This window comes from Parasphingomonas zepuensis (assembly GCF_036663735.1).
In the GTDB taxonomy this organism is placed as follows: Bacteria; Pseudomonadota; Alphaproteobacteria; order Sphingomonadales; family Sphingomonadaceae; genus Sphingomonas.
In genome coordinates this window covers 100,393-124,794 of sequence record NZ_JAXOJO010000007.1, presented here as the reverse complement: position 1 = coordinate 124,794, position 24,402 = coordinate 100,393, and the positions used below count along the sequence as shown (strand labels likewise).

The window sequence follows — 24,402 nt, the reverse complement described above, 5'->3', positions numbered from 1 at the left end:
CGGCGACCCCGCCAGGTTAGCGCTACCATTTTCGAACGTCGTAATATCTCATATTGTGGGACGAGATATTACAGAATGAGAATCGGCACGTCAAGACGTTGTGGGACATCAGTCCAGAAGATGGGATTGCGTGTCCTTGGGGCCACATATCCGGGCGCGAAACACCCGCTCCCGTGTACGGAAACTCAGGGCAGCGGCCTGATGCCCTCGGCCCGCACCGTCCAGCCCCGCTTCGGAAAGCCCGGCGCCGGCCCGCTCGATCCGTCCCACCCGGCCGCCATCATCCCGGCCACCAGCAACAGCCCGCCATTGGAGGGAAAATAGGTCTCGGCGACGCGGCTATAGCCCGGCCCGTCCGGCCCGCCCTTCGCCGCCGGATCGAGATTGACCCGCGGCGTCATCCCGCTCACGCCCCACTGGTTGTTCCTTGTATCCCGGAACAGCCAGTCGATCGCCTTCTCCGGCTCCCCCAGCCGCGCCGCGGTCATCGCGATCATCGGATAGTCCCAGCCCCAGGTCTGGCGCAGGTCCCAGTTCGCCTCGACCGCGCCGAGCGTGCGCCGCATCGTCGCCCGGTCGATCCGGTCCCCGCCAATCGCGCCGAACGCCATCAGGAAGGACGGATGGTCGCGGTTGAGGCAGTCATGCGCGATCGCATTGCGCCGGCACTCCGCCGAGGAGACCTTGTCCCAGAAATCGGGCTCCGTCTCGACCGGCAGGTACAATCCGCCGCGCTCGGGCACCGGCCCAAGCTTCTCGATCACTTTGTCCCAGCCCGCCTCGCGCGGCAGCCCGCGCCGCTCGCGCCAGGCCTGTGCCGTCTGCAGCCCCCAGCGAAAATATTCGACCTCGTACGCCGGATTCACCGTCGTCATCGGATCGTGATTCTCCTGCACCGGGATGATCGGCGGTCCGAGCACGAAGCGCTCGCCCGCCGCATCCCAGCGCGGCCAGCTCGCCAGCAGCCGCGCCGTCTGGTCGACCAGTTCGCCGTAGTGCGCCAGGGTGGCGGCGCCGGGATGGGCACGATAAAGTAGTTCGGCCAGATAGATCGGGTGCGGCTGCTGCCACATGATGAAGGGGTTGATCGGGCTCGGGCTGTTGCGCCCCTCCGGCCCGGACATCTTGGTCCACCACGCGCCCTGCAAGCCGTGCCGCGCTGCCTCGGCCCGCGCCTGCGGCAGCTGCTGCAGATACCAGCCCAGCGATCGTTCGAGCAAAGCCGGCCGGCCCCAGGTGGCGAAATGGCCTGAATGCCAGGGATGGATCTCGAGGTGGAACTTGCCGTTCCAGCTGTTCGAGAACAGCCCCTCCTCCTGCGGCGGCACGTCGCCCGCCTGGTTGATGGCGGCGAGATATTGCGACAGCACGATGCGCCGTTCGAGTTCCGGCGCCCGCGGATCGGTGCTGCCGGTGAAGTCGATCATCCCGCCCTTCGACCAGTAATCGCGCCAATGCCGCGAAACCGCCGCTATGGCCGCGGCATAATCGGCGCGGGGCGCGGCCTTGCGCGTCCGGTCGAAGCTGACGAACACCACCAGACGGTCACCGCGCCGCGCCGCGACATGGACGCCATGCGGCCCGGCCACGGTGACGGATGCGCCCGGCGCGGCAATCGCCGAATAATAGACGGTGCCGTCGATCCGGTTGCTGAGCGTCAGCGTACCCGGAGTCCGCGCCAGGACGGTCGTCGTGCGCGCCGCGCCATCGCCATAGTCCGACGGATCGGGATTGAGGCTGCGCGACACGCCCGGATAGCGCACATCGACACCGAGCCGCCCGGCCGCGACCAGCGGCGAGCGGATCTCGACCACCACCATGTCTCGGTCGGGATGGACCCGCGTCGTCACCGCGACCGGCTGGCCCTCGAACAGGAAGCTGCTGGACAGCGCTCCGGTCCACAGATCGAGATGCTGTTTCATGCCCGTCAGCGCCGCGAACCGGGCCGGCTTCCCGTCCCCGCCCTTCAGCGCCAGCGCGATCCGGCCCAGCGAGAAACGGTGCGGATTCTCGCGCAGCCAAACCAGCGCGGGATTGGTCTTCAACTCTTCGAAATCGCGCATATACGCATAAGGCTGGGTGCCGCCGCCGGGCACCGGCACCTGCGCCAGCCCGTTCGCCTCCGTATAGCCCCGCGGATTCGGGAAGCTGTGCCATGCCCATTGCGCCATGGTCAGCAGCGGCGCGATTTTGGAATATTGCTCGGGGAAAGTCTGCAAGCCAGTGATGTCGGCGGTGAAGCCGATGCTCCCGTTGCCCAGCATCAGCGGCGCATGAGGATCGACCCTGGTCAGCGTCACATCATGCCGCTTCACCAAAGCGTGCCGGTCGATCGGCTGCCCCGCGACAGGCGCACCGACGACCAGCAGCGCGACGACCGCAAACCGCAACAGGCTCACAAGGTGACGCCCCGTTTCCAGATCGCGATCTCGCGCTCACCATTGCGTTCCGACGCAGTCTCCTTGCCCGAGGCGATCGCGCGGATTGTATCGAGCAACGCGTCGGCCGCCTCGTCCATGCCCTTTTCGAGCACCTGGCCGGCGTCGAAATCGATCCAGTTCGGCTTGCGCTCGGCCAGCGGCGTGTTCGAGGCGATCTTTATCGTCGGGGCGGGGAAACCGAGCGGCGTGCCGCGACCAGTGGTGAACAGGATGATCGTCGCGCCCGCCGCGGTCAGCGCCGTCGAGGAGACCGCATCGTTGCCGGGAGCTTCGAGCAGGGTTAGCCCGGTCCGGCGGACCCGCTCACCGTAATGGCGCACATCGGTAACGGTCGCATGTCCCGCCTTCTGCACCGCGCCGAGCGATTTCTCCTCCAGCGTAGTGATGCCGCCCGCGATATTGCCGGGTGAGGGGTTCTCTGAAACCGGCTCGCCATGCTCGGTGAAATAGCGTTTGAAGTCGTTGACCAGTGCGCCGATGCCGTCGAACACCTGCTCGTCGGCGGCCCGGTCCATCAGCAGCTGTTCCGCACCGAATATCTCCGGGATCTCGGTCAGGATCGCGGTGCCGCCGGCTTCCGTCACTGCATCGCTCATCCGGCCGACCAGCGGGTTGGCGGTCAGCCCCGAAAAGCCGTCCGACCCGCCACACTTCACCCCGAGCACCAGATCCGACAGCGGCACCTGGCTCCGCGCTACCTTGGCGGCCTCCTCGACCAGCTCTTCGACCAGCGAAAGGCCTTCCTCGATCTCGTCGCCGGCAAACTGCGCGGCGACGCTGCGGATCTTGCCGTGCAGCGCCGGGTCAATTTCCTTCAGGAGGCGATCGAGCTGATTGGACTCGCAGCCAAGCCCGACCAGCAGCACGCCGCCGGCATTGGGATGCGTGGCGAGCGCCGCGAGAATGGAACGCGTGCCATCCAGATCGTCGCCGAGTTGCGAGCAGCCGAACGGATGCGCCAGCGCCAGCACGCCATCCACCCGGCCGGCGTGGCGGCGTCCGGCAATCTCGGCGATCTTCTGCGCGGTCCGCCCGACACAGCCGACGGTCGGGATGATCCAGATCTCGTTGCGCGTGCCGACCCGGCCATCCGCGCGACGATAGCCGGCAAAGCCGGTCGCCGGCACCACGGCCTCCGCCGCATTGAGGTGCGGCCGCCAGACATAATCGCCGCTCGCCGACAGCGCGGTCGAGACATTATGGACATGGACATGCTCGCCGGGCGCGATCTCGGCCGTGGCGACGCCGATCGGGAAGCCGAACTTCAGCACCGGATCGCCGGCCTGCATCGCGCGCAACGCGACTTTGTGGCCGCGCCCGATCGCCTGCGGCAACGTCACCATGACATTCCCAACCGTCGCGACCATGCCCGCCGGCAGGTCCTCGAGCGCGGTCGCGACGCTGTCGTCTGCGTGGATACGGAACAGGGAAAGGGTCATGCCGGGCCTATTGAAGGTTCACGAATGCGCCGCCATCGACCAGCAGCGCCGCGCCGGTGACGTATTTCGCGAGATCGGATGCGAGGAAAACGATCGGGCCGGCAAGGTCGTCGGGCTGGCCGAGCCGGCCGAGCGGGATACGCCCCTCCATATAGGTCCGCTTGGCCGGATCGGCGAGATCGTCCTTGTTGATATCGGTCAGGATCGTGCCGGGCAGCACCGAGTTGCAGCGGATCCCGTGCCGGCCGAGCGCGATCGCCGCCGACTGCATCAGCGAGTGCACCCCGGCCTTGGTCGGCGTGTAATGCGTCTGATATTCGCCGCCGACCAGCGCCGAGATCGAGGAGACCGCGACGATCGCACCGCCATGGCCCTGCTCGACCATGCGATTGGCCGCCGCCTGCACCATGAAATAGGCGCCGTGGAGATTGACCTTCATGGTCCGCTCGAACGTCTCGACCGGCATGTCGAGAAAGGCGTGGAACGGGCAGATGCCGGCATTGTTGACGAAGATGTCGACCTTGCCGAGCGCCTCGGCCGCCGCATTCACGAAGTCGGTCGCGGTTGCCGGATCGGCGACGTCGCCGTGCTGGGCAAAGGCGCGGCGGCCGAGTGCCTCGATTTCGGCGACACAGCTGGCGGCGCCAGCCGCGTCGTTCAGGAAATTGATCGCGACGTCGGCGCCGTGCCGCGCGGCTCCGATCGCCGCTGCGCGGCCGATGCCGGCGGACCCGCCGGTTACGAGCATCGTCTTGCCTTCGAGCAGCACCTGTTTCTCCTATCGACGCGACCGGGGCGCTGCGCGGCGAGCGGCGCCTTCAGTCCAGCCAAGATCCCGGCTGACCGCCATCGCGGTCGCGCGAACCTCGTCCGACAGCGCCTGCATCCGGTCGTCGGCCATATATTGCGCCGCGCTCGACACGCTGATCGCCGCGACGATCTGGCCGCCGACACCGCGGATAGGCGCGGCCACGCAGCGGATCAGATCCTCATTCTCCTCGAGATCGAACGCCCGGCCGACGGCGACATAGCCGCGCATGCGCTCTTCCCAGGTCGCGTAGTCGACCGGCGGCGCGCCGCTGGCGCGATCCTCCTCGAACAGCTTGAGCCAGTGACGCGGATCGTCATCGAGCAGCAGCGCCTTGCCGAGCCCGGTCGACGTCAGCGGCTGGCGGTCGCCGACGCGGCTGCTGATCTCGACGCGGCGGCGGCCCGGGATCTTGTCGAGATAGAGTGCGCGCTCGCTGTCGACCACGCCGAGATGCACCGTGTCCTCGGTCGCGGCGGCGAGATCCTCGAGATGCGGTCGCGCTACCTGCACCAGATCGGTCTGCTGCTGAGCGTGGAAGCCGAGCTCGAGCAGCTTCGGCCCAAAATGATAACCGAGCCGTGGCACGAAGGTCAGGTAGCGCCGGTCGATCAGCGCCGTCGCGAGCCGGTGGGTGGTCGAGCGCGTCAACCCGAGCTTGGCCGCGAGATCTGCCAGCGTGATCGGGCCGTCGATGACCGCATCGATCACATCCAGCCCGCGCAGCAGGGTCTGGCTGCCGGGCTGGGATTTGGTGTCGCCCGACTCATTCGTCGGTTCGGGCAAATCAGCATTTGACGGGGCGTTTCTCATCTAATAATATTCTTTCCCATATTATGGAATTTGACAAGCAGTAAAATGCCAAGAGGGGATATGCCTGGCGTGCCATCTCAACCGCCAAGCGCGGCGCAACTGCGTACCAAATACTGGTACGTCGTGCCTATAGCGTTGTCCGCGCCAGTAGCTGCGCGCCCTCATATACGGCCCTCGTCGCCGGTGGAGTTCGTATGACCCTGCCCCGGATCAAACATGTCCGCGCCTTCGTGCTGCGCGGGGGCGGCGCCGATTATCACGACCAGGGCGATGGCCACTGGATCGACGATCACATCGCGACGCCGATGAGCCGCTATCCCGAATATCGCCAGTCGCGGCGCAGCTTCGGCATCAATGTGCTCGGCACCCTGGTGGTGGAGATCGAGGCGGACGATGGCACGATCGGTTTCGCGGTGACGACGGGCGGCGAGCCGGCCGCGTTTATCGTCGAGAAGCATCTCGCCCGCTTCCTCGAAGGCCGTTCGCCGACCGAGTATGAGAAGATCTGGGACCAGATGTATTTCTCGACTCAATATTATGGCCGCAAGGGGCTGGTCGTGAACGCCATCTCCGGCGTCGATCTTGCCCTGTGGGATCTGCTCGGCAAGCTGCGGCAGGAGCCGGTCTATCACCTGCTCGGCGGCGCGGTGCGCGACGAGCTGCAATTCTACGCGACCGGCGCGCGGCCCGACCTTGCCAGGGAGATGGGTTTCATCGGCGGCAAGCTGCCGCTCCACCACGGTCCGGCCGAGGGCGAGGAGGGGCTGGACAAGAATATCGTCGCGCTCGCCGACATGCGGGCGAAATGCGGGCCCGATTTCTGGCTGATGCTCGATTGCTGGATGGCGCTCGACGTCAATTACGCCACCCGCCTCGCCGTTCGCGCCCACGAGCATGGCCTGAAATGGATCGAGGAAGCGATCAGCCCAGACGATTATTGGGGCTATGCCGAGCTGAAGCGCAACGTGCCCAAGGGCATGCTGGTCACCACCGGCGAGCATGAGGCGACGCGCTGGGGCTTTCGTATGCTGCTCGAAATGGATTGCTGCGACATCATCCAGCCCGATGTCGGCTGGTGCGGCGGCGTCACCGAACTGCTCAAGATCTCGGCGCTGGCCGATGCGGCGGGCAAGCTCGTCGTCCCGCACGGATCGTCCGTTTATTCCTACCACTTCGTCATCACGCGCCATAACAGCCCGTTCGCCGAGTTCCTGATGATGGCCCCGCAGGCCGATCAGGTCGTGCCGATGTTCGCCCCGCAACTGCTCGGCGAACCGGTTCCCGAGAACGGCCGGATGCGGGCCTCGGCGCTCGATAAACCGGGCTTCGGCGTCGAGCTCAACCGCGACGTTCCGCTTCACCGCCCCTACACCCACTGAGGAAACGCCTTCGATGAAATTGCTGCGTTACGGCCCCGTCGGCCAGGAAAAGCCCGGTCTGCTCGATGCCGATGGGCGCATCCGCGATCTTTCCGCCCAAGTCGCCGATCTCGGCGGCGCCGAAATCGCGCCGGCAAGCCTTGCCGCGCTCGCCGCGATCGATCCGACATCGCTGCCGCTGGTCGAAGGATCGCCGCGCTACGGCGTGCCCGTCGCCGGCACGCGCAAGTTCATCGCGATCGGCCTGAACTTCGCTGAACATGCCGCCGAATCGAATCTGCCGGAACCGGCCGAGCCGATCTTCTTCACCAAGGCGATCTCCTGCCTCCAGGGTCCCAACGACCCGGTGATGATCCCGCGCGGATCCGAGAAGACCGACTGGGAAGTCGAGCTGGGCGTCGTCATCGGCACCCGCGCTTCCTACGTCACCGAGGACGCGGCGCTCGATCATGTCGCCGGCTATTGCACGATCAACGACGTGTCGGAGCGCGCCTATCAGATGGAACGCGGCGGCACCTGGGACAAGGGCAAGGGCTGTGACACGTTCGGGCCGGTCGGCCCATGGCTGGTGACGAAGGACGAGGTCGGCGACGTGCAGAATCTCGGCATGTGGCTGGAGGTCAACGGCAAGCGAGTCCAGGACGGCAGCAGCAGCACGATGATCTTCGGCGTGGCCAAGCTCGTCTCCTATGTCAGCGAGTTCCTGACGCTCGAACCCGGCGACATCATCACCACCGGCACGCCGAAGGGCGTTGGCATGGGGCAGAAGCCGGCGCCGTGGTATCTGAAGGCGGGTGACGTGGTTACGCTCGGCATCGAGAAGCTCGGGGAGCAGCGCCAGCAGATGATCGCCTGGACCCCGGATCACGGAGCCACTGCGTGACGCCGTATCAGGGCCGGTTCAGCGGGCGGACCGCCATCGTCACCGGCGGCGCCTCGGGGCTGGGCCGCGAAGTCGGCCGCCGCATCGTCGCCGAGGGCGGACGAGTCGTGTTGTGGGATCTCCACCCTGCCACGCTCGACGAGGCGAAGGCCGATATCGGAGCGGACGGCGCGATCGCGTTCGACGTGACCGATCACGCCGCGGTCGAGCGCGCCGCGGCTGAAAGCCTCGAACTGCTCGGGCGGATCGACATCCTCGTCAACTCCGCCGGCATCACCGGCGCGACCGCCCCCGTCGATGCCTATCCGATCGACAGCTGGCTGAGCGTGATCGACGTCAATCTCAACGGTCTGTTCTATTGCTGCCGCGCAGTCGTGCCGGCGATGGTGGCTAACGGCTATGGCCGGATCGTCAACGTCGCCTCGGTCGCCGGCAAGGAGGGCAATCCCAACGCCTCGGCCTATTCGGCCTCCAAGGCGGCAGTGATCGGCCTGACCAAGTCGCTGGGCAAGGAACTGGCGACGCGCGGCGTGATCGCCAACACCATCACCCCGGCGACCTTCGACAGCCCGATCCTCGATCAACTGCCGCGCAGCCAGGTTGAGTATATGCTCGGCAAGATCCCGATGGGCCGGCTGGGCGAGGTTCAGGAAACCGCGGCCATGATCTGCTTCATGGCGTCCGAGGAGTGCAGCTTCACCACCGCCGCGACCTTCGACACCTCTGGGGGGCGGACCACCTTCTGATCGTCATCGGCCAGCCCGCGACCGGCAAAGGCCGGCGCGGCCAGGAGAGGAATCAAGTGCACGACCTGCCGTTCATCGACCCCCATGTGCATCTCTGGGACCTGTCCCGGGATCGCTATGCCTGGCTGTCGCCGCCGTTCGGTGACGCCGGACCGAACGGCAATACGCAGGGCATCGCGCGCGACCAGTTGCTCGACGACTATCTGGCCGAGGCGGCGCACTGGAATGTCGTCGGGATCGTCCATCTCGACGCCGGCGCCGCCGATCCGCTCGCCGAGACCGACTGGCTGCAGGCCATGGCGGATGCACGCGGCATGCCCAACGCTATCGTCGCCAACGCCGCGCTGGACGATCCGGGCGTCGAGGCGCTGCTGGCCGACCATGCCCGCCGCCGCAATGTCTGCGGCATTCGTCATATCGTGAACTGGCACAGCGACCCGAACCGCACCTACACCGCGCGCGACGTCACCGGCGACGAAGCCTGGCAGCATGGCTTCGGCCTGCTCGCGAAATACGGCCTGTCGTTCGATCTCCAGGCCTATCCCGATCAGTTTGCCGGCCTCGCCCGATTGATCGAGCGTCATCCCGAGACGCCGGTCATCATCAACCACACCGGTATGGGCGTCGATGGCGACGAAAGCTGGCGCGCGGCGATGAAAGCCGTTGCGGCATTGCCTCACGTCTCGATCAAGATCTCCGGCCTTGGTTTCGTCTATCGGCCCTTCACGACGGGCGTGGTGCGCGACCGGGTGCGCGAGGCGATCGACATCTTCGGCACCGACCGCGCGATGATCGCGAGCAATTTCCCGACGGATCGGCTCTTCGCTGATTTCGATACGACCATGGGCGCGCTGGCGGATGCGATCGCTGATCTGGGCGAGGACGAGCAGCGAGCGCTGTTCGCGCGCAATGCCAACCGGATTTATCGGCTCGGGCTGGATGTTTAGGGCCGCCACTCTTCCTTCCCCGGCGAAGGCCGGGGTCCAGTTGAGGGACGTTAGTGGCGACATGCACCACCCGTTCCCTTCTGTCTCCCAACTGGGCCCCGGCCTTCGCCGGGGAAGAAAGAAGGTTGGAATGACGATGACATATGGATCGGCCAGCCCGGCCACCGGGAGAAACTCATGAACCCCTTGCTCGGCGTCCTCTTCCACTGGCTGGGCGGGCTTTCCTCCGCCAGCTTCTACGTGCCCTATCGTTCGGTAAAGCGCTGGTCGTGGGAGATTTACTGGCTGACCGGCGGCATCTTCTCCTGGCTGCTCGCGCCGTGGTTCTTCGCCTCGATCCAGACCAACGACCTGATCGGCACGCTCCAGGCCGCACCGACCCCGGTGATCGTCTGGCCGATCGTCTTCGGCATGCTCTGGGGCTTTGGCGGCCTCACTTACGGCCTCACCATGCGCTACCTCGGCCTGTCGCTCGGCATGGCAGTGGTGCTGGGCCTGTGCACTGTGTTCGGCACGCTGATCCCACCGCTGTTCCAGGGCGATTTCGCCGCCAAGCTGCTCGACACGCCTAGCGGCAACATCATCCTGCTCGGCCTGGCCATCACCATGGCCGGAATCATCGTCGTCGCCATGGCCGGCGCGCGCAAGGATGCGGCGCTCAGCGCCGAACAGAAAGCAGCGGCAGTCGCCGAATTCGATTTCCGCAAGGGCATCGCGGTCGCGGTCTTCTCCGGCATCATGTCCTCCTGCTTCGCCTTCGGGCTGGCGGCGGGCGAGCCGATAAAGGCGATCTCCGCCGCGGCCGGCACCGGGCCGCTCTGGACCGGCCTGCCAATCCTGTGCCTCGTCATGTTCGGCGGGCTGGTCACCAACGCGATCTGGTGCGCCTGGCTGATCATGAAGAACCGCAGCGCCGGGCAATGGGTCGGCGGGGGCGAGGGAGTTGGCGCACCTTTGCTCGCCAATTTCCTGCTCTGCGCCGTTGCCGGCACGGCCTGGTATTTCCAGTTCTTCTTCTACACCATGGGCGAAAGCCAGATGGGGCGTTTCGGCTTCTCCTCCTGGACGCTGCACATGGCCTCGATCATCATCTTCGGCACGATCTGGGGCTTCCTGTTCCGCGAATGGAAGGATGCCGCGCCGCGGTTGCGCGCGATGGTGTGGGGCGGCGTCGCGCTGCTTGTGCTGGCGACGGTCGTCATCGGCTATGGCAACAGCCTGCCGGCATGAGGCGCACCCTTCTCTCCTTCGCCGCAGCCGGGCTGCTGGCCTCCCTCACCGGCGCGGCAGCACCGGAACAGGCAACCTATCGCAACCCGATCCTGTTCGCGGATTATTCGGATCCCGACATGATCCGGGTGGGCAGCGACTATTATCTGATCGCCTCCAGCTTCCATTTCTCGCCCGGCATTCCGATCCTCAAATCGCGCGATCTGGTCCACTGGACGATCATCGGCCACGTCCTGCCGAAGCTGCCCTTCGCGCCCGAATATGACATGCCCGGCCCGCACACGCTGACCGACAAGATTTCCAAACCGGTCGGCGGCACGCGCTATGGCGGCGGCGTCTGGGCGCCGTCGATCCGGCATCACAAGGGCCTGTTCTACGTCTATTGGGCGACGATCGACGAGGGCGTGTTCATGGCGACCGCGAAGCGCGCGGAAGGACCGTGGAGCGCGCCGGTCAAGGTGATCGACCAGAAGATGCTGGAGGATCCCTGCCCCTTCTGGGACGACGACGGCCAGGCCTGGCTGGTCCATTCGCGCCACGGCGCCGGGCCGCTGATCCTCCACCGGATGAGCCCCGACGGAAAGCGCGTGCTCGATGCGGGCGAAGTGATCGTCGAGGACAAGATCAACCTGCCGATCCTCGAAGGCCCGAAATTCTACAAGCGCAACGGCTATTACTACATCTTCGCGCCGTTCGGCGGCGTGGAGAAGGGCGCACAGGTCGCGCTGCGCTCGCGCAACATCCGGGGGCCCTATGAATGGCGCGTCGTGCTCGAACAGGGCAGCACGAAGCTCGAGGGGCCGCACCAGGGCGGCTGGGTCGAGACGCCGTCAGGCCAGGGGTGGTTCGCCCATTTCAACTCGACCGGCGCCTTCGGGCGCATCGTCCATCTCCAGCCGGTGACCTGGGTCGATGACTGGCCGGTGATGGGCGATGCGATCCCCGGCAAGACCAGCGGCCAGCCGGTCACGACTCATGCCCTGCCCGATACCGACAGCCCGCCGACGAGCGACCGGCTGCAGGATTCGGACGCGTTCTCCGCCCGCCGGCTCGGCCCGCAATGGGAATGGAATCACAATCCCGACGATGCGGCCTGGAGCCTCACGAAGCGCCCCGGCTATCTGCGCCTCATCGCCGGCCGCGCCGAGCATCTCGTCACGGCGCGCAACACGCTGACCCAGATCCTGCAGGGCCCAAGCCGCATCACCACGCGGATAGACATATCGGGCATGAAGGACGGCCAGCGCGCCGGCCTGAGCCTGTTCGGCGTGCGCCCGAGCTGGATCGGCGTGGTGCGCGAGCAAGGCGCGACGCGCGTGACGCTCGCCTCGGAAGGCGACGAGACGGCGGGCCCGGCCATCGCAGTGAAGACGATCGAGCTGCGCGCCGAGGTCGGGATCGAGCAGACCGTGCGCTACAGCTACAGCCTGGACGGCAAGGCCTTTGTCCGGGTGGGCGACGCCATCCCGCTCGCCCGCTTCTCGTGGTGGAAGGGATCGCGCCCGGCGCTGTTCACTTTCACCAGGGGAGCGCCCGGCAAGGCGCCGGGCTGGATCGATGCCGACTGGTTCCGGGTGCAGCGACGGTAGCGGGCAACGATCGGACTGGCCTGTCCGAACGCGGCAATCAGGCGTCCGCGGCGGCGCGTAGGCGGCGGAGCGCATCATCCGCCTCGCGTTCGTCGAGGCTGGCGAAGCCAAGGCGCAGGCCACGCTCGGTCGAAGGCGGGGTTGCGTAGGAGGTGGAGGGCGCGAACCGCAGCTCGACGGCGGCGGCGTTGCGATCGATCCGGTCGAGTACCGCCGGATCGGCGAAGCGCAGCCAGAAGGCGAGGCCCCCGTCCGGTACGTCGACGTCCACCAGCCCACTGAGGTGCCGCTCGAGCGCCAAGGCAAAGGAGTCGCGCCGGGCGCGATAGATCAGGTTCATCTTGCGGGCGTGACGGCGCAATTCCCCGGCCTCGATGAGTTCCGCGACCGCTTCCTCGGTCAGCGTGTTGCCCTGTCGGTCGAGCGACATGACCTGGTGCGCGATCGAATCGATCACGCGCGTCGGCGCGACGATATAGCCGATGCGCAGGCTCGGCAGGGTCAGCTTCGACAGCGAGCCGATATAGATGATCCGGCTCGGCGCGTAGCTGGCAAGCGGCAGCAGGGGCTGCGATTCGAAATGATATTCATGGTCGTAATCGTCCTCGATGATGGCGAAGGCGAATTGCCGGGCGAGCTCGAGCAGGCGCAGCCGCCGTTCCGGGCGCAGCGCGACCGTGGTGGGGAATTGATGATGCGGCGTGAGGAAGATCGCGCGCACGCGGTGCAGCCGACACATGCGCTCGACCGCAGCCACATCTATTCCCTCGCGGTCGAGCGGCACGCCGACCACCGTCGCGCCCATTGACCTGAACGCAATGCCGGCCGGGGCATAGCTCAGCGATTCCATCAGCACCGTATCGCCCGGACCCAGCAGTACGCGCGCGGCCAGCGCGACGCCCATCTGGCTGCCGCGCGTGATGCAGATATTGTCGACACCGGCGACGAGACCGCGCTGCGCGTTGAGCATTTCCGCGATCCGTTCGCGCAACACGACCGATCCGCGCGGATCGCCATAGCGCAACCGGTTGCCGCGCCGCGCCCGGGCGATGGCGTCGCGATAGGCCCGGGCGAGCAGATCGCTCGGGAACAGCCGGCAGTCGGGCGTTCCCTCGTCCAGCGTCAGCCATTGACTGCCCGACAGCACGAAGGGCGCGCTATCCGTCATCGCGAACGGGAATTCGGCGGCACCGGTCGGCTCGCTGGCGCCCTGCGGCTCCAGCGGCTGCTCGGGAAGATTGGCGGCGACCATCGTGCCGCGCGTGCCCTTCGATTCGAGCCAGCCCTGCGCCGTCAGGTCATCATAAGCGAGCACGATCGTCTTGCGGTTGACGTCTAGCGTGCGGGCCAGTTCGCGGCTGCTCGGCAGATAGGTGCCGGGGCTCAGGCGCCCGCGCTGAATCTCGTGGATCAGCGCGTGAACGATCTGGAGGTACAGCGGCATCTCGCGTGCGGCGCTGATCCGTTCGGACAGCATCACCTTCCATGGCCGCAGCATTGGCCCCCATTCCTCCCGAAAATCGTCCCAAGCTATGGGCCACCCGCTGCGCAGCGGCAAGCGCGGCGGTTCAGCTTCTCAGCTGATCGCGCAGCCACTTCGACGCTTCCTGGATCGCCCGCTCGGCAAGCGGCGCGACGCTTGCCGCTTCGATGAAGCCGTGCATCGCCCCCGGATAGACCCGCGCGTCCACCGCCACGCCGGCCTCCGCCAGCCGCGCCGCCATCGCGCGATTCTCGGGGGCCAGGATGTCGCACTCGGCGATGCACAGAAAGGCCGGGGGCAGACCGGCAAGATCGGCGAGGAGTGGGCGGGCAAGCGGGTTCGCGCGCTCGTCCTCGTCGAGATAATCGGTCCAGAAGGCCGCCATCTCCACCGGATTCAACATATAGTCTTCAGTGTGAAATCGCCCCTGCCAGGCGCTATCATCGGCATCGAACGCGCCATAGTTGAGCAGCATCGCGCTCAACCAGTCGCGGCCGACATCGCGCAACCCCAGGGCGGTCGCCAACGCCAAATTGCCGCCCGCGGAATCCCCGCCGATCGCAATGCGTGCCGGATCGAGCCCATGGTCGGCGCCGCTGGCGTGCAGCCATTCGAGCACCGCCGCGATCTCGCCCAGCGCATGCGGGAAGCGCACTTCCGGGCTGAGGCTGTACTCCACGCCGAGCACCGCGCAGCCGCTGCACGCGGCGTATTCGCGCATCAGCCGGTCATGCGTGTCGATGCTGAACAGCACCCAGCCGCCGCCGTGCAGATAGACCAGCACGGGCAGGTCGGGCGCATCGCTCGGCCGGTGGAGTCGGACGCGCACGCCGGCAACCACCAGATCGGTGGTGGCCGCCATCACCGGGCCGCCGACATTCCAGGGCGCCCGCACCAGTTCCGCGATGCGACGGCGCTCCGTCACGTCGCCGGGCGTGCCGTGCCGGGCATAGTCCTCCATCACGCGACGATGGAACAGCCGGATCCCGGGATCGACATCGTCCGTCATCGCCGACGCGCGTCCCGCATCAGGCGCGCGAGCGGTCCATCGCCCAGGGCGGCAACGATTTCCTCGAACGTCTCGTCCGATTCGTCCTGGCCCAGCTTGAACTTGGCGTTGACGCCGGTCACCCGCGCCCGAAAGGCAATGATATGCGGCAGCATCTTCGCATATCTGTCGCCCATCGCCTCGACCGTCCACGCACCGGGCCCATTGCCCTCGACTGCCGCGAGCAGCTCGGCGATCGCCCGGTCATTCTCTTCGGGCAGCAGCCGGATCTCGACCTCGAACTGCGCCATGGCGTAATTCCAGGTCGGCGCCCAGCGCTCGGCCGATACCCAGGCTGGCGGCACATAGGCATGCGGCCCCTGGAACAGGATCAGCGCGCGCGGATTCTCCCGCACTACCGCGACCTGTGGATTCGCCAGCGCGAAATGACCGAAGAATTCGACGATGGTGCCGGCCTCGTCCGTCTGGACCAGCAACGGCAGCGGCGTGGTGAGATGCCCCTGCGGCCCGTCCGACACCACGAGCGCGAGCAGTTGATCCCGGACGAACGCCGCAAGATCCGCCGCTGAAGCCGGTTCAAAATGGCTCACGCGCCGCGCCTTTCGCAGCGGATGGGCATTAGGAAAATCCTGTTCATCGCTGCGGTACAACGCCCCATTTGCGGTCGGCGGCCCAGATCGCGAAGCCATGGAACATCGCATCCTGCGCCAGCGCCGCCGATGCGCCGGAGGCCCCCATATGGCCGCCAGTCGTCGCGATCTTCACCATCACTGGATTGCCGGCCGTGGTCAGCGCGCGGGCACGAACCGCGAACTTCAGCGGCTCGTAAAAGGCGACCCGTTCGTCCGCCACGCTGCCGGTGGCGAGCAAGGCCGGATACGCGACGGACTCGAGCCGGTCGTACGGAGAATAGCTGGCGATATAGGCATATTCCTCGGGCACGCGCGGATCGCCCCAGATCGGGAGCGCGGTCAGGCCGAGCGGATGACTCTCGAAATAATCCATGGTGTTGAGCGGATCGACGAACGGCACCTGCGCGATGACCCCGGCCCACAGATCCGGCCGCATCGTATAGATCGCGCCCATCAGCAGCCCGCCGGCCGAATAGCCATGCGCGACGATCCGCCCCTTTGCGGTGTAGCCGCCGGCGATCAGCTGTTCGGCGCAGGCGATGAAATCGGTGAAGGTCTTTTTCTTGCCGGTCTTCAGCACGGATCGCCACCAGTCGCTGCCACGTTCGGCGCCGCCGCGGACATGCGCGATGGCGAAGGTCCAGCCCTGATCGACCAGCGCGATCTTGCCGGCGTCGAACAGCGCATCGACGGTCGCGCCATAGGATCCATAGCCGTAGAGGAACAGCGGTGCGCTGCCGTCCTTCGGCGTGCCCCTCCGGCGCAGGATGGTGATCGGCACCCGCGCCCCATCGGGCGTCGCCGCCTCGATCCGCTCGAGCGTATAATTGGCGGGGTCATAGGCCGGGTTCGGCGCGACCGCTCCCGTCTGCGCCGCGACGCCATCAGCGAGGGTCAGCCGCCAGGATCGGGGCGCAAGCCGCGGCGACTGATAGGTGAAGGCCAGCGCGGACGCTCCCCAGCCCTGCCCATGCGGCACCGTCAGCGCATAGGCCGGCTCGTCGAACTGGACCTCCCGCTCCTCGCCGTCCCGCGTCATCAACACCAGCCGGGGCAGCGCATCGCGCCATTCCTCGCGCACCAGCGCATCCTTGAACGGATGGATCGCCGCGATGAAGCGGCCGGGCTGGTGCGGCACCCATGGCTTCCACTGCGCCCGACCGGGATTGTCGGCCGGCGCGGTCATCACCTTCATGTCGACGGCGCCGTCGATATCGGTGAGGATCACCAGCTGGCCGTTCCAGTGATCGACATCATAGCGCAGATCGGGCGCGCGCCGTTCCACCAAAACCGGCTGCGCGGTCGGATCGGACGCCGGGATCAGCCATGCCTCGGTCTGCGCGCCATTGAGCATACGAAACACCACGAAGGCGCCGGACGCGAGCGTCTTCAGCTCGATGAAGAAGGCCGGATCGTTTTCGGCATGGATCTTCACGTCAGCGCCGGTCTGCATGTCGCGCCGCCAGACCGAATTGGGATGCCCGCTGGCGTCGCGCCCGACCCAGAACAGGTACCGGCCGCCGGCGTCGAACGCGAAGCTGCCATGGCTCTCGTCCACGTCGGTCACGATCATGCGCCCGGTCGCGATCTCGCGCACGCGGATGCCGAAAATGCCGGAACCGGTCAGGTCCTGCGACCAGCCGAACAATTTCTGGTCGGGGCTGTGGAAGGTGCCACCCCAGTGCAGCGCGAAAAAGGGTTTGCCCGCCGCCTCGGCGCCGACGTCGAGCAGCACCCGCTCGGGGCCGCCGCCAAGCGACCGCCGCGCGAACACCGGATATTGGCTGCCCGGCGGCTGGCGCTGGTAATAGAGAAAGCCGCCATCCTCGACTGCGATCGGCGCGGGGCCGTCCGCCTCGACCGCCCGCGCGCGCGCCAGCAACGTCGCCTGCACCGGCCGGGACGGGGCGAGCATCGCATCGGCATAGGCATTCTCCGCCTTCACCGCCGCGGCGATCGGCGCATCCAGCGTCGACGGGTCGCGCAGCACGGCGTGCCAGTCCTTCGGCCGCATCCAGGCATAGTCGTCGGTCCGCTTGTGCCCGAAATTCCCGACCGTCGTCGGCACGCGCGGCGGCTGTGGCGGGATCGGCCACCGCAGCTTGGCGGCCAGCGCCAGGGCAGGGCGGGCCACCGATCCGGCGGCAAGCGCCAGCATCGATACCAGGATTTGTCGCCGGTCGGTCATGTCATTCCCATCATTGGTCGCCGGTGGAGCGGCCGGACATCGGCCGCTCCACCGGCGGTCACATCGCCCAGTTCACCTGCACGCCGAGCGTGCGCGGCTTGACGATGAATCGCGTCGATCCAGTCCCGAAGTCCTGATAGCCGAAGGTCACGGCACGCCGGTCGCCGATATTTTCGGCAAAGGCAGCGACCGTGAAATCGCCCAGCTTCGCCGACACGCGGGCATCGAAGATGTGATAGGGCGCAAAGCTGGTATCCTCGTTGAGGAACCCGGGCGACCGGGACACATAACGATGGAGCAATGTGATCGTCGGCTCCGCCGCGCCGCCGAAATTATAGGCGGCGGTGTTGGAGATGCGCCACTTGGCGGCCGAAGGCAGCGTCTTGCCCGAAGACAGCGGCGGCACCGCGGTCGGGATATCCTCGGTCAACTCGGCATCCAGCCAGGTAAGGTTGGAGTTCAGCGAGAATCCGCCGAGGTTGAGCGAGGCCGATGCCTCGACGCCGTAGATCTCGGCCGCGCCGGCATTGGCGCCATAAGTCAGCCCGTCGCCGAGCCGCCGCAGCCGCACCTGCAAGTTGGTCCAGTCGATGTAGAAGGCCGTGACGCTGAGGAACAGTTTCCGGTCGACCAGGCTGAAGCGGGTGCCCGCTTCATAGTTCCACAGGCTGTCCGAGCTGGTGCCCGGCGGGATCGGCGATCCTGCCAGCGGCGGCAGCGTATTGGGCGAGCCGAAGCGATAGCCCTTGGAAGCAAGCGCATAGACCATGAAGTCGTCGGCCGGCTGATATTTGATCGACGCCTTGGGCGCGAAGCCCGAATCGCTGACCTTATAGGCCGGGTTGACCCCGTTGCCGAAAATGCCGCGCAGATCGGAATAGGTGTCGGTGCGCGTCTTGAAGAGGCGGCCGCCCCCGGTCAGCGTCACCTTGCCGAGATTGAGGTTGAGCTCGCCGAACAGCGCATTCTCGTCGCCCTTGGTATGCGAGGCGCCGTAATAATATTCATCGCCCTGCGTCAGCCCGGCCGCCACCTCGGCGGGATGCGCCGCGGCATAACCGGGCGAGCTCAGATGCTCCTGGAAGCCCTTGGTCGTGTCGATATGAGTCGCACCGACCAGCCATTCGAGCGTCTGCCCCTTGGGCGACGCGAAGCGCACCTCGTAGGAATAGGTGTCGCTCTGCCCGGCCTGCAGGAAATAATGATTTCCCGGATTGAGGGCGCCATAGGCCACGCTGAAATCGTCGAAGATGTCGCCGGTCTTGCGGTTGTAGCTACCGAGCACCGTCGCCGTCGCGAAGCCGAAATCATGATCGAGCCGCAGGCTGTGCAGCTGCGTCTTGAAGATCATCGGCGTTTCGAAATTGCTCGATCGCTGGAGCAGGCCGAGGCCGAGATTGCTGACGCTGGGATCGTCGGTATCGGTCTTCTGGTACAGGCCGAGATAGCTGATGCTGGTGTCGACATCCGGCGTGAACACGATCGAACCGCGCGCGCCGAAGGTGTGGACGTCGTTCGAGCCGTCCACGCCGGTGCCGATATTCTTGATGTAGCCGGCATCGACGCGCTGGGTGACGACCAGGCGCACCGCCAGCTTGTCGGGGATCAGCGGCACGTTGACCATGCCCTTGGCGCGGTAATTGGCCTCTCCGTCGGAGAAGCGCGTCGTGCCGATCGACCCTTCCGCCGCGGCGTGGAAGCCGCTCGGATCGGCGAGGTTGGTGATGAAGTTGATCGCGCCGCCAAGCGACGCCGATCCGAACAAAGTGCCCTGCGGCCCGCGCAGCACCTCGACCCGCGACACGTCGAACGCGTCGATATCGGGGATGACGATGGTGTAGCCGGGCTCGTTCATCGGGATGTCGTTGATGAAATATCCGGTGCTGCCCTGGCCCTGGTCCAGGCCGGCGGTCGTGCCGATGCCGCGGATCACCGCGGTCGAATTGTTCGACGGGCCTTCGTTGAACGCCACGCCGGGGCTGCGCGTCAGATAGTCCTTGAAATCCTGGGCGCCGATCGCCTGAAGCTGCTCGCCCGTGACGGCGGAAACGCCGCCGGCGACGTCACGCAGCCGCTCCTCGCGCTTGTTGGCGGTGACGATGATATCTCCGCCGGTCTCCGCTCCGGTCTCGTCCTGAATGCTTTGCGCCCAGGCCGGCGCACCGCCGGCAACGAGCAGGGCGATCGCCGAAACGGCGGGCGCATATCGCAATATGAGTCGGTTCATGGTCGCTTCCCCTTGTGATGGTGCGGGCCGCGGCCTTTGCCGCTTGCCCTTTTTCCCTCGCTGCTGTGCTCTTCCCGACCCTCTCCGGTCAGCCGCTTTGCGGCCCGAAACGTTGCTGCCCGCCGACAAAGGTGCGCAGCACTTTGGTCCTGGCGATATCGGCCGGCGCGATGCTACGCGGATCCACGTCGAGCACGGTCAGATCGGCCAGATAGCCCGGCGCGATCAGCCCGAGCCGGTCTTCCTGGAAACCGGCATAGGCGTTGGCGCTGGTATAGGCGGTGAGTGCCTGCTCGACCGTGATCTTCTGGTCTGGCAGCCATCCGTCCGGATTGGCCCCATCGATCGTCGCGCGGGTAACAGCGGCGTGGATGCCGGCGATCGGATCGAACGGCGCGACCGGCCAGTCCGAACCGAACGTCATCCGCGCACCTGCATCGAGCAATGATTTGAAGGCGTAGGTGCCGCGCAGCCGCGCCGCGCCGATCCGCTTCACCGCCCAGCGGCCGTCGTCGATCGCGTGATAGGGCTGGACCGATGGGATTACGCCCTGAGCGGCGAAGCGCGGGATCGCGGCCTGGCTGAGATGCTGGGCATGCTCGATCCGGAAGCGCCGGTCGCGCCGGCCATTGGCACGGGCCACCTCGGCATAGATGTCGAGCAGTTCGTCATTGGCCTGATCGCCGATCGCATGGACCGTGACGTGCAGCCGGTGCGCGTCGGCGGCCGCGACATGTTTTGCGATCTCGTCGCGCGGCGCCACGCGCACGCCGCGCTGATCGGGCGCATCGGTATAGGGAGCGTGGAACAGGGCCGTGCGCGATCCGAGCGACCCGTCCATCAGGCCCTTGACCCCGCCCCAGCGGATCCAGTCGTCGCCGTTGCCCTCGGCCGCGACGATCGCCGCCATCTTCTCCCAATCGGCCAGCGGCACGAAGGAATAGAAACGCATGTCCGGCCGGCCCTTGGCGCCGAGCCGCCGCAGTGCCTCGTACATCGACCAGTCGATCTCTGGCGAATGCGCCTGGGCCACGCCACGCGACAGCCCTTCGGCGATACCGCCGCGCAGCACATCCTCGATGCCGGCATCGTCCAGCTTCGGGATTGCGCGCTCGGCCAGCCATGCCGCATTATCCTTGAGGATGCCGGTAGGCTCGCCGCTCGCGTCGCGCACGATCACCCCGCCCGCCGGCGGCACCGTATCGCGATTGATCCCGGCCAGCTTCAGCGCGACCGAATTGAGCAGGATCATGTGCAGATCCAGCCGCGACACGGCGACCGGATGATCGGGGGTGACGGAATCGATCCAGGCGCGGGTCGGCAGCTCGCCGCCCCACAGCTGTTCGTCCCAATAGCCGCCCTCGACCCATTGGCCCGGCTTGAGCAGGCGCGCGGCTGCGCCGACGCGCTCGGCAAAGGCGGTCGGTGTCGCCGCATCGCGCAGGCTCGGCTGGCGCAGCATCGCCGCGCCGCGCAGGAAATGGGTGTGGTTGTCGATGAAGGCAGGCATCAGGAATGCCCCGTCGAGATCGATGACCCGTGTCGCGGCCGTCGTCGCGGCCCGCACCGCGTCCGCACCGATCACGGCGATGCGATCGCCGCTTATGCCGACCGCGGTAATCGCCGACCGCTCGCGCCGCCCGGTCCAGACCCGCGCATTGACCAGCGCGATATCCAGGCTTCGTCCCGCCGCCATCACGGGCAGCGCCAGCAGCGCTGCCGCACCGCCACCGATGAAATGACGGCGGTCGATCATGCGTGCCGGGACGAGGTGGGAATCTGGTTCATGCCCTGCTTAGAGAGCCAATCGGCGGACCACGAAACATCCAATTTTCGTGCAGTCGACGGGTCCAGTCGGCAGACACCTCCCGCACCGGGCCACAAGCCTCAGCGCATCGGCGCTCTCGTCACGCGGCGCGGCGCAGGCTCACCGGTACGGACTTGTAGGACGGCGTTCCGCTCCTGCCATCATAATTATCCAGCGCGATCAGGCAGTTCGCTTCAGGGTAATAAGCACCGACCGAGCCACGAGCGATCTGATGGACCACCGCCGTCTGGCCGGCGAGGACGCGGCCCGGCCCCGCCACCACGTCGATCCGGTCGCCATGCGCGAGCCCAAGCGCGGCCAGATCGTCGGCATTGACGAATATGATGTCGCGCCGCCCGGTGATCCCGCGATAGCGATCGTTCAGGCCATAGATCGTCGTGTTGTACTGATCGTGACTGCGCAGGGTGGTGAGCAGAAGGCCGGTTTCGTCGGGCAGGTCGTCGATATCGACGGTCGGATAGACTAGGAAATGCGCCTTGTGATCGGGCGTATCCCATTCGCGATTCGAGGCGCCGACGCGCAGCCGGAAGCCGCCCTTGTGGCGGATCCGCTGGTTGAAATCGTGGAAGTCGGGAAAGACCTGCTCGATCTTGGCGCGAATCCGATCATAATCGTCCACCAGCCCCTGCCAGTCGACGACCGTGTCAGGCAGCGTCGCGCGAGCCAGACCAGCGACGATCGCCGGTTCGGAGCGGAGGTCCGGAGACACCGGCTTGAGCCGGCCGTGCGAGGCGTGGACCATCGACATCGAATCCTCGACCGTCACTGCCTGCGGACCGGTCGCCTGCACATCCTGTTCGGTGCGGCCGAGACAGGGCAGGACGATGTTCTCGCGCGCCGCCAGCAGGCAGGTCCGGTTGAGCTTGGTGCAGATCTGCACTGACAGATCGAGCTTGCGGAAAGCGGCGAAACTCGCTTCCGGATCGCTCATTGCCACCGCGAGATTGCCGCCGAGCCCGATAAACGCCTTTGCGCTGCCATCGCGCATCGCCGCGACTGCTTCGACCGCGTTGGTGCCGGGCGCCCGCGGGGCAGTGATGCCGAAGGCCAGATCGAGCCGTTGCAGGAACGCCTCGGTCGGGATCTCGGTGATGCCGACGGTGCGATCGCCCTGCACGTTGGAATGGCCGCGCAGCGGGCAGATCCCTGCCCCCTGCTTGCCGATATTGCCGCGCAGCAGCATCAGATTGGCCAGCTGCTGGACATTCTCGGTGCCGTGGCGGTGTTGGGTCAACCCCATGCCGTAACACACGATCACGCGCCCGGCGGTCCAATATACCTCGGCCATGCTCTCGATCGCGGCCCGGGTCAGCCCCGACCGCGCGACGATCGCGTCCCAGCCGGTCGCTTCGATATCCGCGCGCAGCGCCTCGAACCCGGTCGTGTGCTCGGCGATGAAGGCGCGGTCGAGCAGGCCCTCCCCGCCCGTCGCCAGGTTCACGGCATCGGCCGCGAACAGCGCCTTCATCATGCCCTTGAACATCGCGGTATCGCCGCCGACCCTGACCTGATGATAGGCCGAGGCAAGCGTCGTCGCGCTGTCCGTCAGCATCTCGACCGGCGCCTGGGGCGACTGGAAGCGCTCGAGCCCGCGCTCCCGCAGCGGATTGGCGACGATGATCGGTGCCCCGCGCCGCGCGCACTCACGCAGGGTCGATAGCATGCGGGGATGATTGGTGCCGGGATTGTGGCCGATGCAGAACACCGCATCGGCATGGTCGAAATCCTCGAGCGTCACCGTACCCTTGCCGACACCGATCGACTTGGGCAGCCCCACGCTGGTCGCTTCGTGGCACATGTTGGAACAGTCGGGGAAATTATTGGTACCGAACTCCCGCGCGAACAGCTGGTACAGAAACGCCGCCTCGTTCGACGCGCGGCCCGACGTATAGAATTGCGCCTGATTCGGCGAGTCCAGTGCCCGCAGCGCCGCGCCCGCTCGCGCGAAGGCCTCATCCCACGAGATCGCCACGAAATGATCGGTCGCTGCGTCATAGCGCATCGGATGCGTGAGCCGACCGGCGTCCTCGAGCGCGTGATCGGACCAGGTCCACAGCTCGGAAACGCTGTGCCGCGCGAAGAAATCGGGATCGACCTTCTTCGCGGTGGCTTCCCACGTGACCGCCTTGGCCCCGTTCTCGCAGAATTCGAAGGAGGAGGTGTGCTTGGGATCAGGCCACGCGCAGCCGGGACAATCGAATCCGTCTGGCTGGTTCATCTGCAGCAGCGCGCGCGTATCGGTGCTCGCGCCCATCTGTTCGCGGATCGCGACTGCAACTGCCTTCAGCGCATCCCAGCCACCCGCCGGGCCAGCATAGGGATGAATGCCCGCAAGCCGATCTTTCGTCATCACTACCTCCGGCGCGGCAAACAGCAGCGGCGCGGCCACAGGGTCACCCAATCGGGGCCGATCGTAAAGGATACGAAGGTTTCGGTCTGATCGCCCCCCGCAGGGAAACGCTGATGTCACAGGAGAAAAATGGTGCTGCCGGTGAGGATTGAACTCACGACCTCAGCCTTACCAAGGATGCGCTCTACCACTGAGCTACGGCAGCATTACCGGTCCGAGTGGCCCAAGGCCGTCGGCGGAGCGCGCCTAAGAGACGAGGGCGGCGGGATTGTCAAGGCGAAGCGCGCCGTCGATAAGGCCATATGGCCGATAAGGACGAGAAAGCGGCGCGCCTCGCGGCCGCACTGCGCGAGAATCTGCGCAAGCGAAAGGCGCAGGCGCGCGCAAGCGATTCGCCGCCCGCGCCGCGG

The 24,402-nt window shown here is 66.6% G+C and carries 17 protein-coding genes and 1 tRNA gene; 6 read left to right on the top strand and 12 right to left on the bottom strand.

The window, feature by feature from the left end; translation table 11 throughout:
• Positions 1 to 185: 185 nt before the first annotated feature.
• From U1769_RS22245 to U1769_RS22230, 4 genes are read right to left on the bottom strand one after another with little or no spacing between them, the layout of a single operon-like run.
• The gene (locus U1769_RS22245) at positions 186 to 2,399 is read right to left on the bottom strand and encodes a hypothetical protein (RefSeq protein WP_332720256.1); all 2,214 of its coding nucleotides are present in this window, start codon (positions 2,397 to 2,399) and stop codon (positions 186 to 188) included.
• The gene (locus U1769_RS22240; protein WP_332720255.1) at positions 2,396 to 3,880 is read right to left on the bottom strand and encodes a UxaA family hydrolase; all 1,485 of its coding nucleotides are present in this window, start codon (positions 3,878 to 3,880) and stop codon (positions 2,396 to 2,398) included. The genes U1769_RS22245 and U1769_RS22240 overlap by 4 nt, the downstream gene beginning before the upstream one ends.
• Before the next feature lie 7 nt (positions 3,881 to 3,887).
• The gene (gene lra1, locus U1769_RS22235; protein WP_332720254.1) at positions 3,888 to 4,649 is read right to left on the bottom strand and encodes an L-rhamnose 1-dehydrogenase Lra1; all 762 of its coding nucleotides are present in this window, start codon (positions 4,647 to 4,649) and stop codon (positions 3,888 to 3,890) included.
• A 9-nt stretch (positions 4,650 to 4,658) separates the two neighbouring features.
• Positions 4,659 to 5,501 carry an IclR family transcriptional regulator gene (locus tag U1769_RS22230; RefSeq protein ID WP_332720253.1) on the bottom strand — a complete coding sequence of 281 codons (843 nt, stop codon included), beginning with the start codon at positions 5,499 to 5,501 and terminating at the stop codon, positions 4,659 to 4,661.
• A 194-nt stretch (positions 5,502 to 5,695) separates the two neighbouring features.
• Here U1769_RS22230 and rhmD point away from each other — a divergent pair, with 194 nt between their 5' ends.
• From rhmD to U1769_RS22200, 6 genes are all read left to right on the top strand, one after another.
• Positions 5,696 to 6,880 carry an L-rhamnonate dehydratase gene (gene rhmD / locus U1769_RS22225; protein ID WP_332720252.1) on the top strand — a complete coding sequence of 395 codons (1,185 nt, stop codon included), beginning with the start codon at positions 5,696 to 5,698 and terminating at the stop codon, positions 6,878 to 6,880.
• 13 nt (positions 6,881 to 6,893) lie between these two features.
• A complete protein-coding gene (locus U1769_RS22220) occupies positions 6,894 to 7,763 on the top strand; it encodes a fumarylacetoacetate hydrolase family protein (protein WP_332720251.1) in 870 nt (289 codons plus the stop codon).
• Positions 7,760 to 8,509, top strand: a complete 750-nt coding sequence (locus U1769_RS22215; RefSeq protein WP_332720250.1) for an SDR family NAD(P)-dependent oxidoreductase — start codon at positions 7,760 to 7,762, stop codon at positions 8,507 to 8,509. The genes U1769_RS22220 and U1769_RS22215 overlap by 4 nt, the downstream gene beginning before the upstream one ends.
• A gap of 56 nt (positions 8,510 to 8,565) precedes the next feature.
• On the top strand, positions 8,566 to 9,456 hold the full coding sequence (locus tag U1769_RS22210; RefSeq protein ID WP_332720249.1) for an amidohydrolase family protein: 891 nt from the start codon (positions 8,566 to 8,568) through the stop codon (positions 9,454 to 9,456).
• Positions 9,457 to 9,633: 177 nt separating this feature from the next.
• Positions 9,634 to 10,686 (top strand): L-rhamnose/proton symporter RhaT, encoded by a 1,053-nt coding sequence (gene rhaT, locus U1769_RS22205; RefSeq protein WP_332720248.1) that lies wholly within the window; start codon positions 9,634 to 9,636, stop codon positions 10,684 to 10,686.
• Positions 10,683 to 12,275 carry a glycoside hydrolase family 43 protein gene (locus U1769_RS22200; protein ID WP_332720247.1) on the top strand — a complete coding sequence of 531 codons (1,593 nt, stop codon included), beginning with the start codon at positions 10,683 to 10,685 and terminating at the stop codon, positions 12,273 to 12,275. The genes rhaT and U1769_RS22200 overlap by 4 nt, the downstream gene beginning before the upstream one ends.
• A gap of 37 nt (positions 12,276 to 12,312) precedes the next feature.
• Here the strand turns inward: U1769_RS22200 and pdxR are convergent, their stop codons facing one another.
• From pdxR to U1769_RS22160, 8 genes are all read right to left on the bottom strand, one after another.
• Positions 12,313 to 13,773, bottom strand: a complete 1,461-nt coding sequence (pdxR, locus tag U1769_RS22195) for a MocR-like pyridoxine biosynthesis transcription factor PdxR (protein ID WP_332720246.1) — start codon at positions 13,771 to 13,773, stop codon at positions 12,313 to 12,315.
• Positions 13,774 to 13,843: 70 nt separating this feature from the next.
• Complete coding sequence (locus U1769_RS22190; protein WP_332720245.1) at positions 13,844 to 14,767, bottom strand: alpha/beta hydrolase fold domain-containing protein; 924 nt, start codon at positions 14,765 to 14,767, stop codon at positions 13,844 to 13,846.
• Complete coding sequence (locus U1769_RS22185; protein WP_332720244.1) at positions 14,764 to 15,357, bottom strand: FMN-binding negative transcriptional regulator; 594 nt, start codon at positions 15,355 to 15,357, stop codon at positions 14,764 to 14,766. The genes U1769_RS22190 and U1769_RS22185 overlap by 4 nt, the downstream gene beginning before the upstream one ends.
• Before the next feature lie 43 nt (positions 15,358 to 15,400).
• Positions 15,401 to 17,587, bottom strand: a complete 2,187-nt coding sequence (locus tag U1769_RS22180; RefSeq protein WP_332720242.1) for a prolyl oligopeptidase family serine peptidase — start codon at positions 17,585 to 17,587, stop codon at positions 15,401 to 15,403.
• 58 nt (positions 17,588 to 17,645) lie between these two features.
• Positions 17,646 to 19,814, bottom strand: coding sequence for a TonB-dependent receptor (locus tag U1769_RS22175; protein WP_332720240.1), 2,169 nt, complete (start codon positions 19,812 to 19,814; stop codon positions 17,646 to 17,648).
• An 88-nt stretch (positions 19,815 to 19,902) separates the two neighbouring features.
• Complete coding sequence (locus U1769_RS22170; RefSeq protein WP_332720239.1) at positions 19,903 to 21,570, bottom strand: amidohydrolase; 1,668 nt, start codon at positions 21,568 to 21,570, stop codon at positions 19,903 to 19,905.
• Between the two features lie 151 nt (positions 21,571 to 21,721).
• Complete coding sequence (locus U1769_RS22165; RefSeq protein ID WP_332720238.1) at positions 21,722 to 23,992, bottom strand: FdhF/YdeP family oxidoreductase; 2,271 nt, start codon at positions 23,990 to 23,992, stop codon at positions 21,722 to 21,724.
• A 130-nt stretch (positions 23,993 to 24,122) separates the two neighbouring features.
• A tRNA-Thr gene (locus U1769_RS22160) sits at positions 24,123 to 24,197 on the bottom strand.
• Positions 24,198 to 24,402 lie beyond the last annotated feature (205 nt).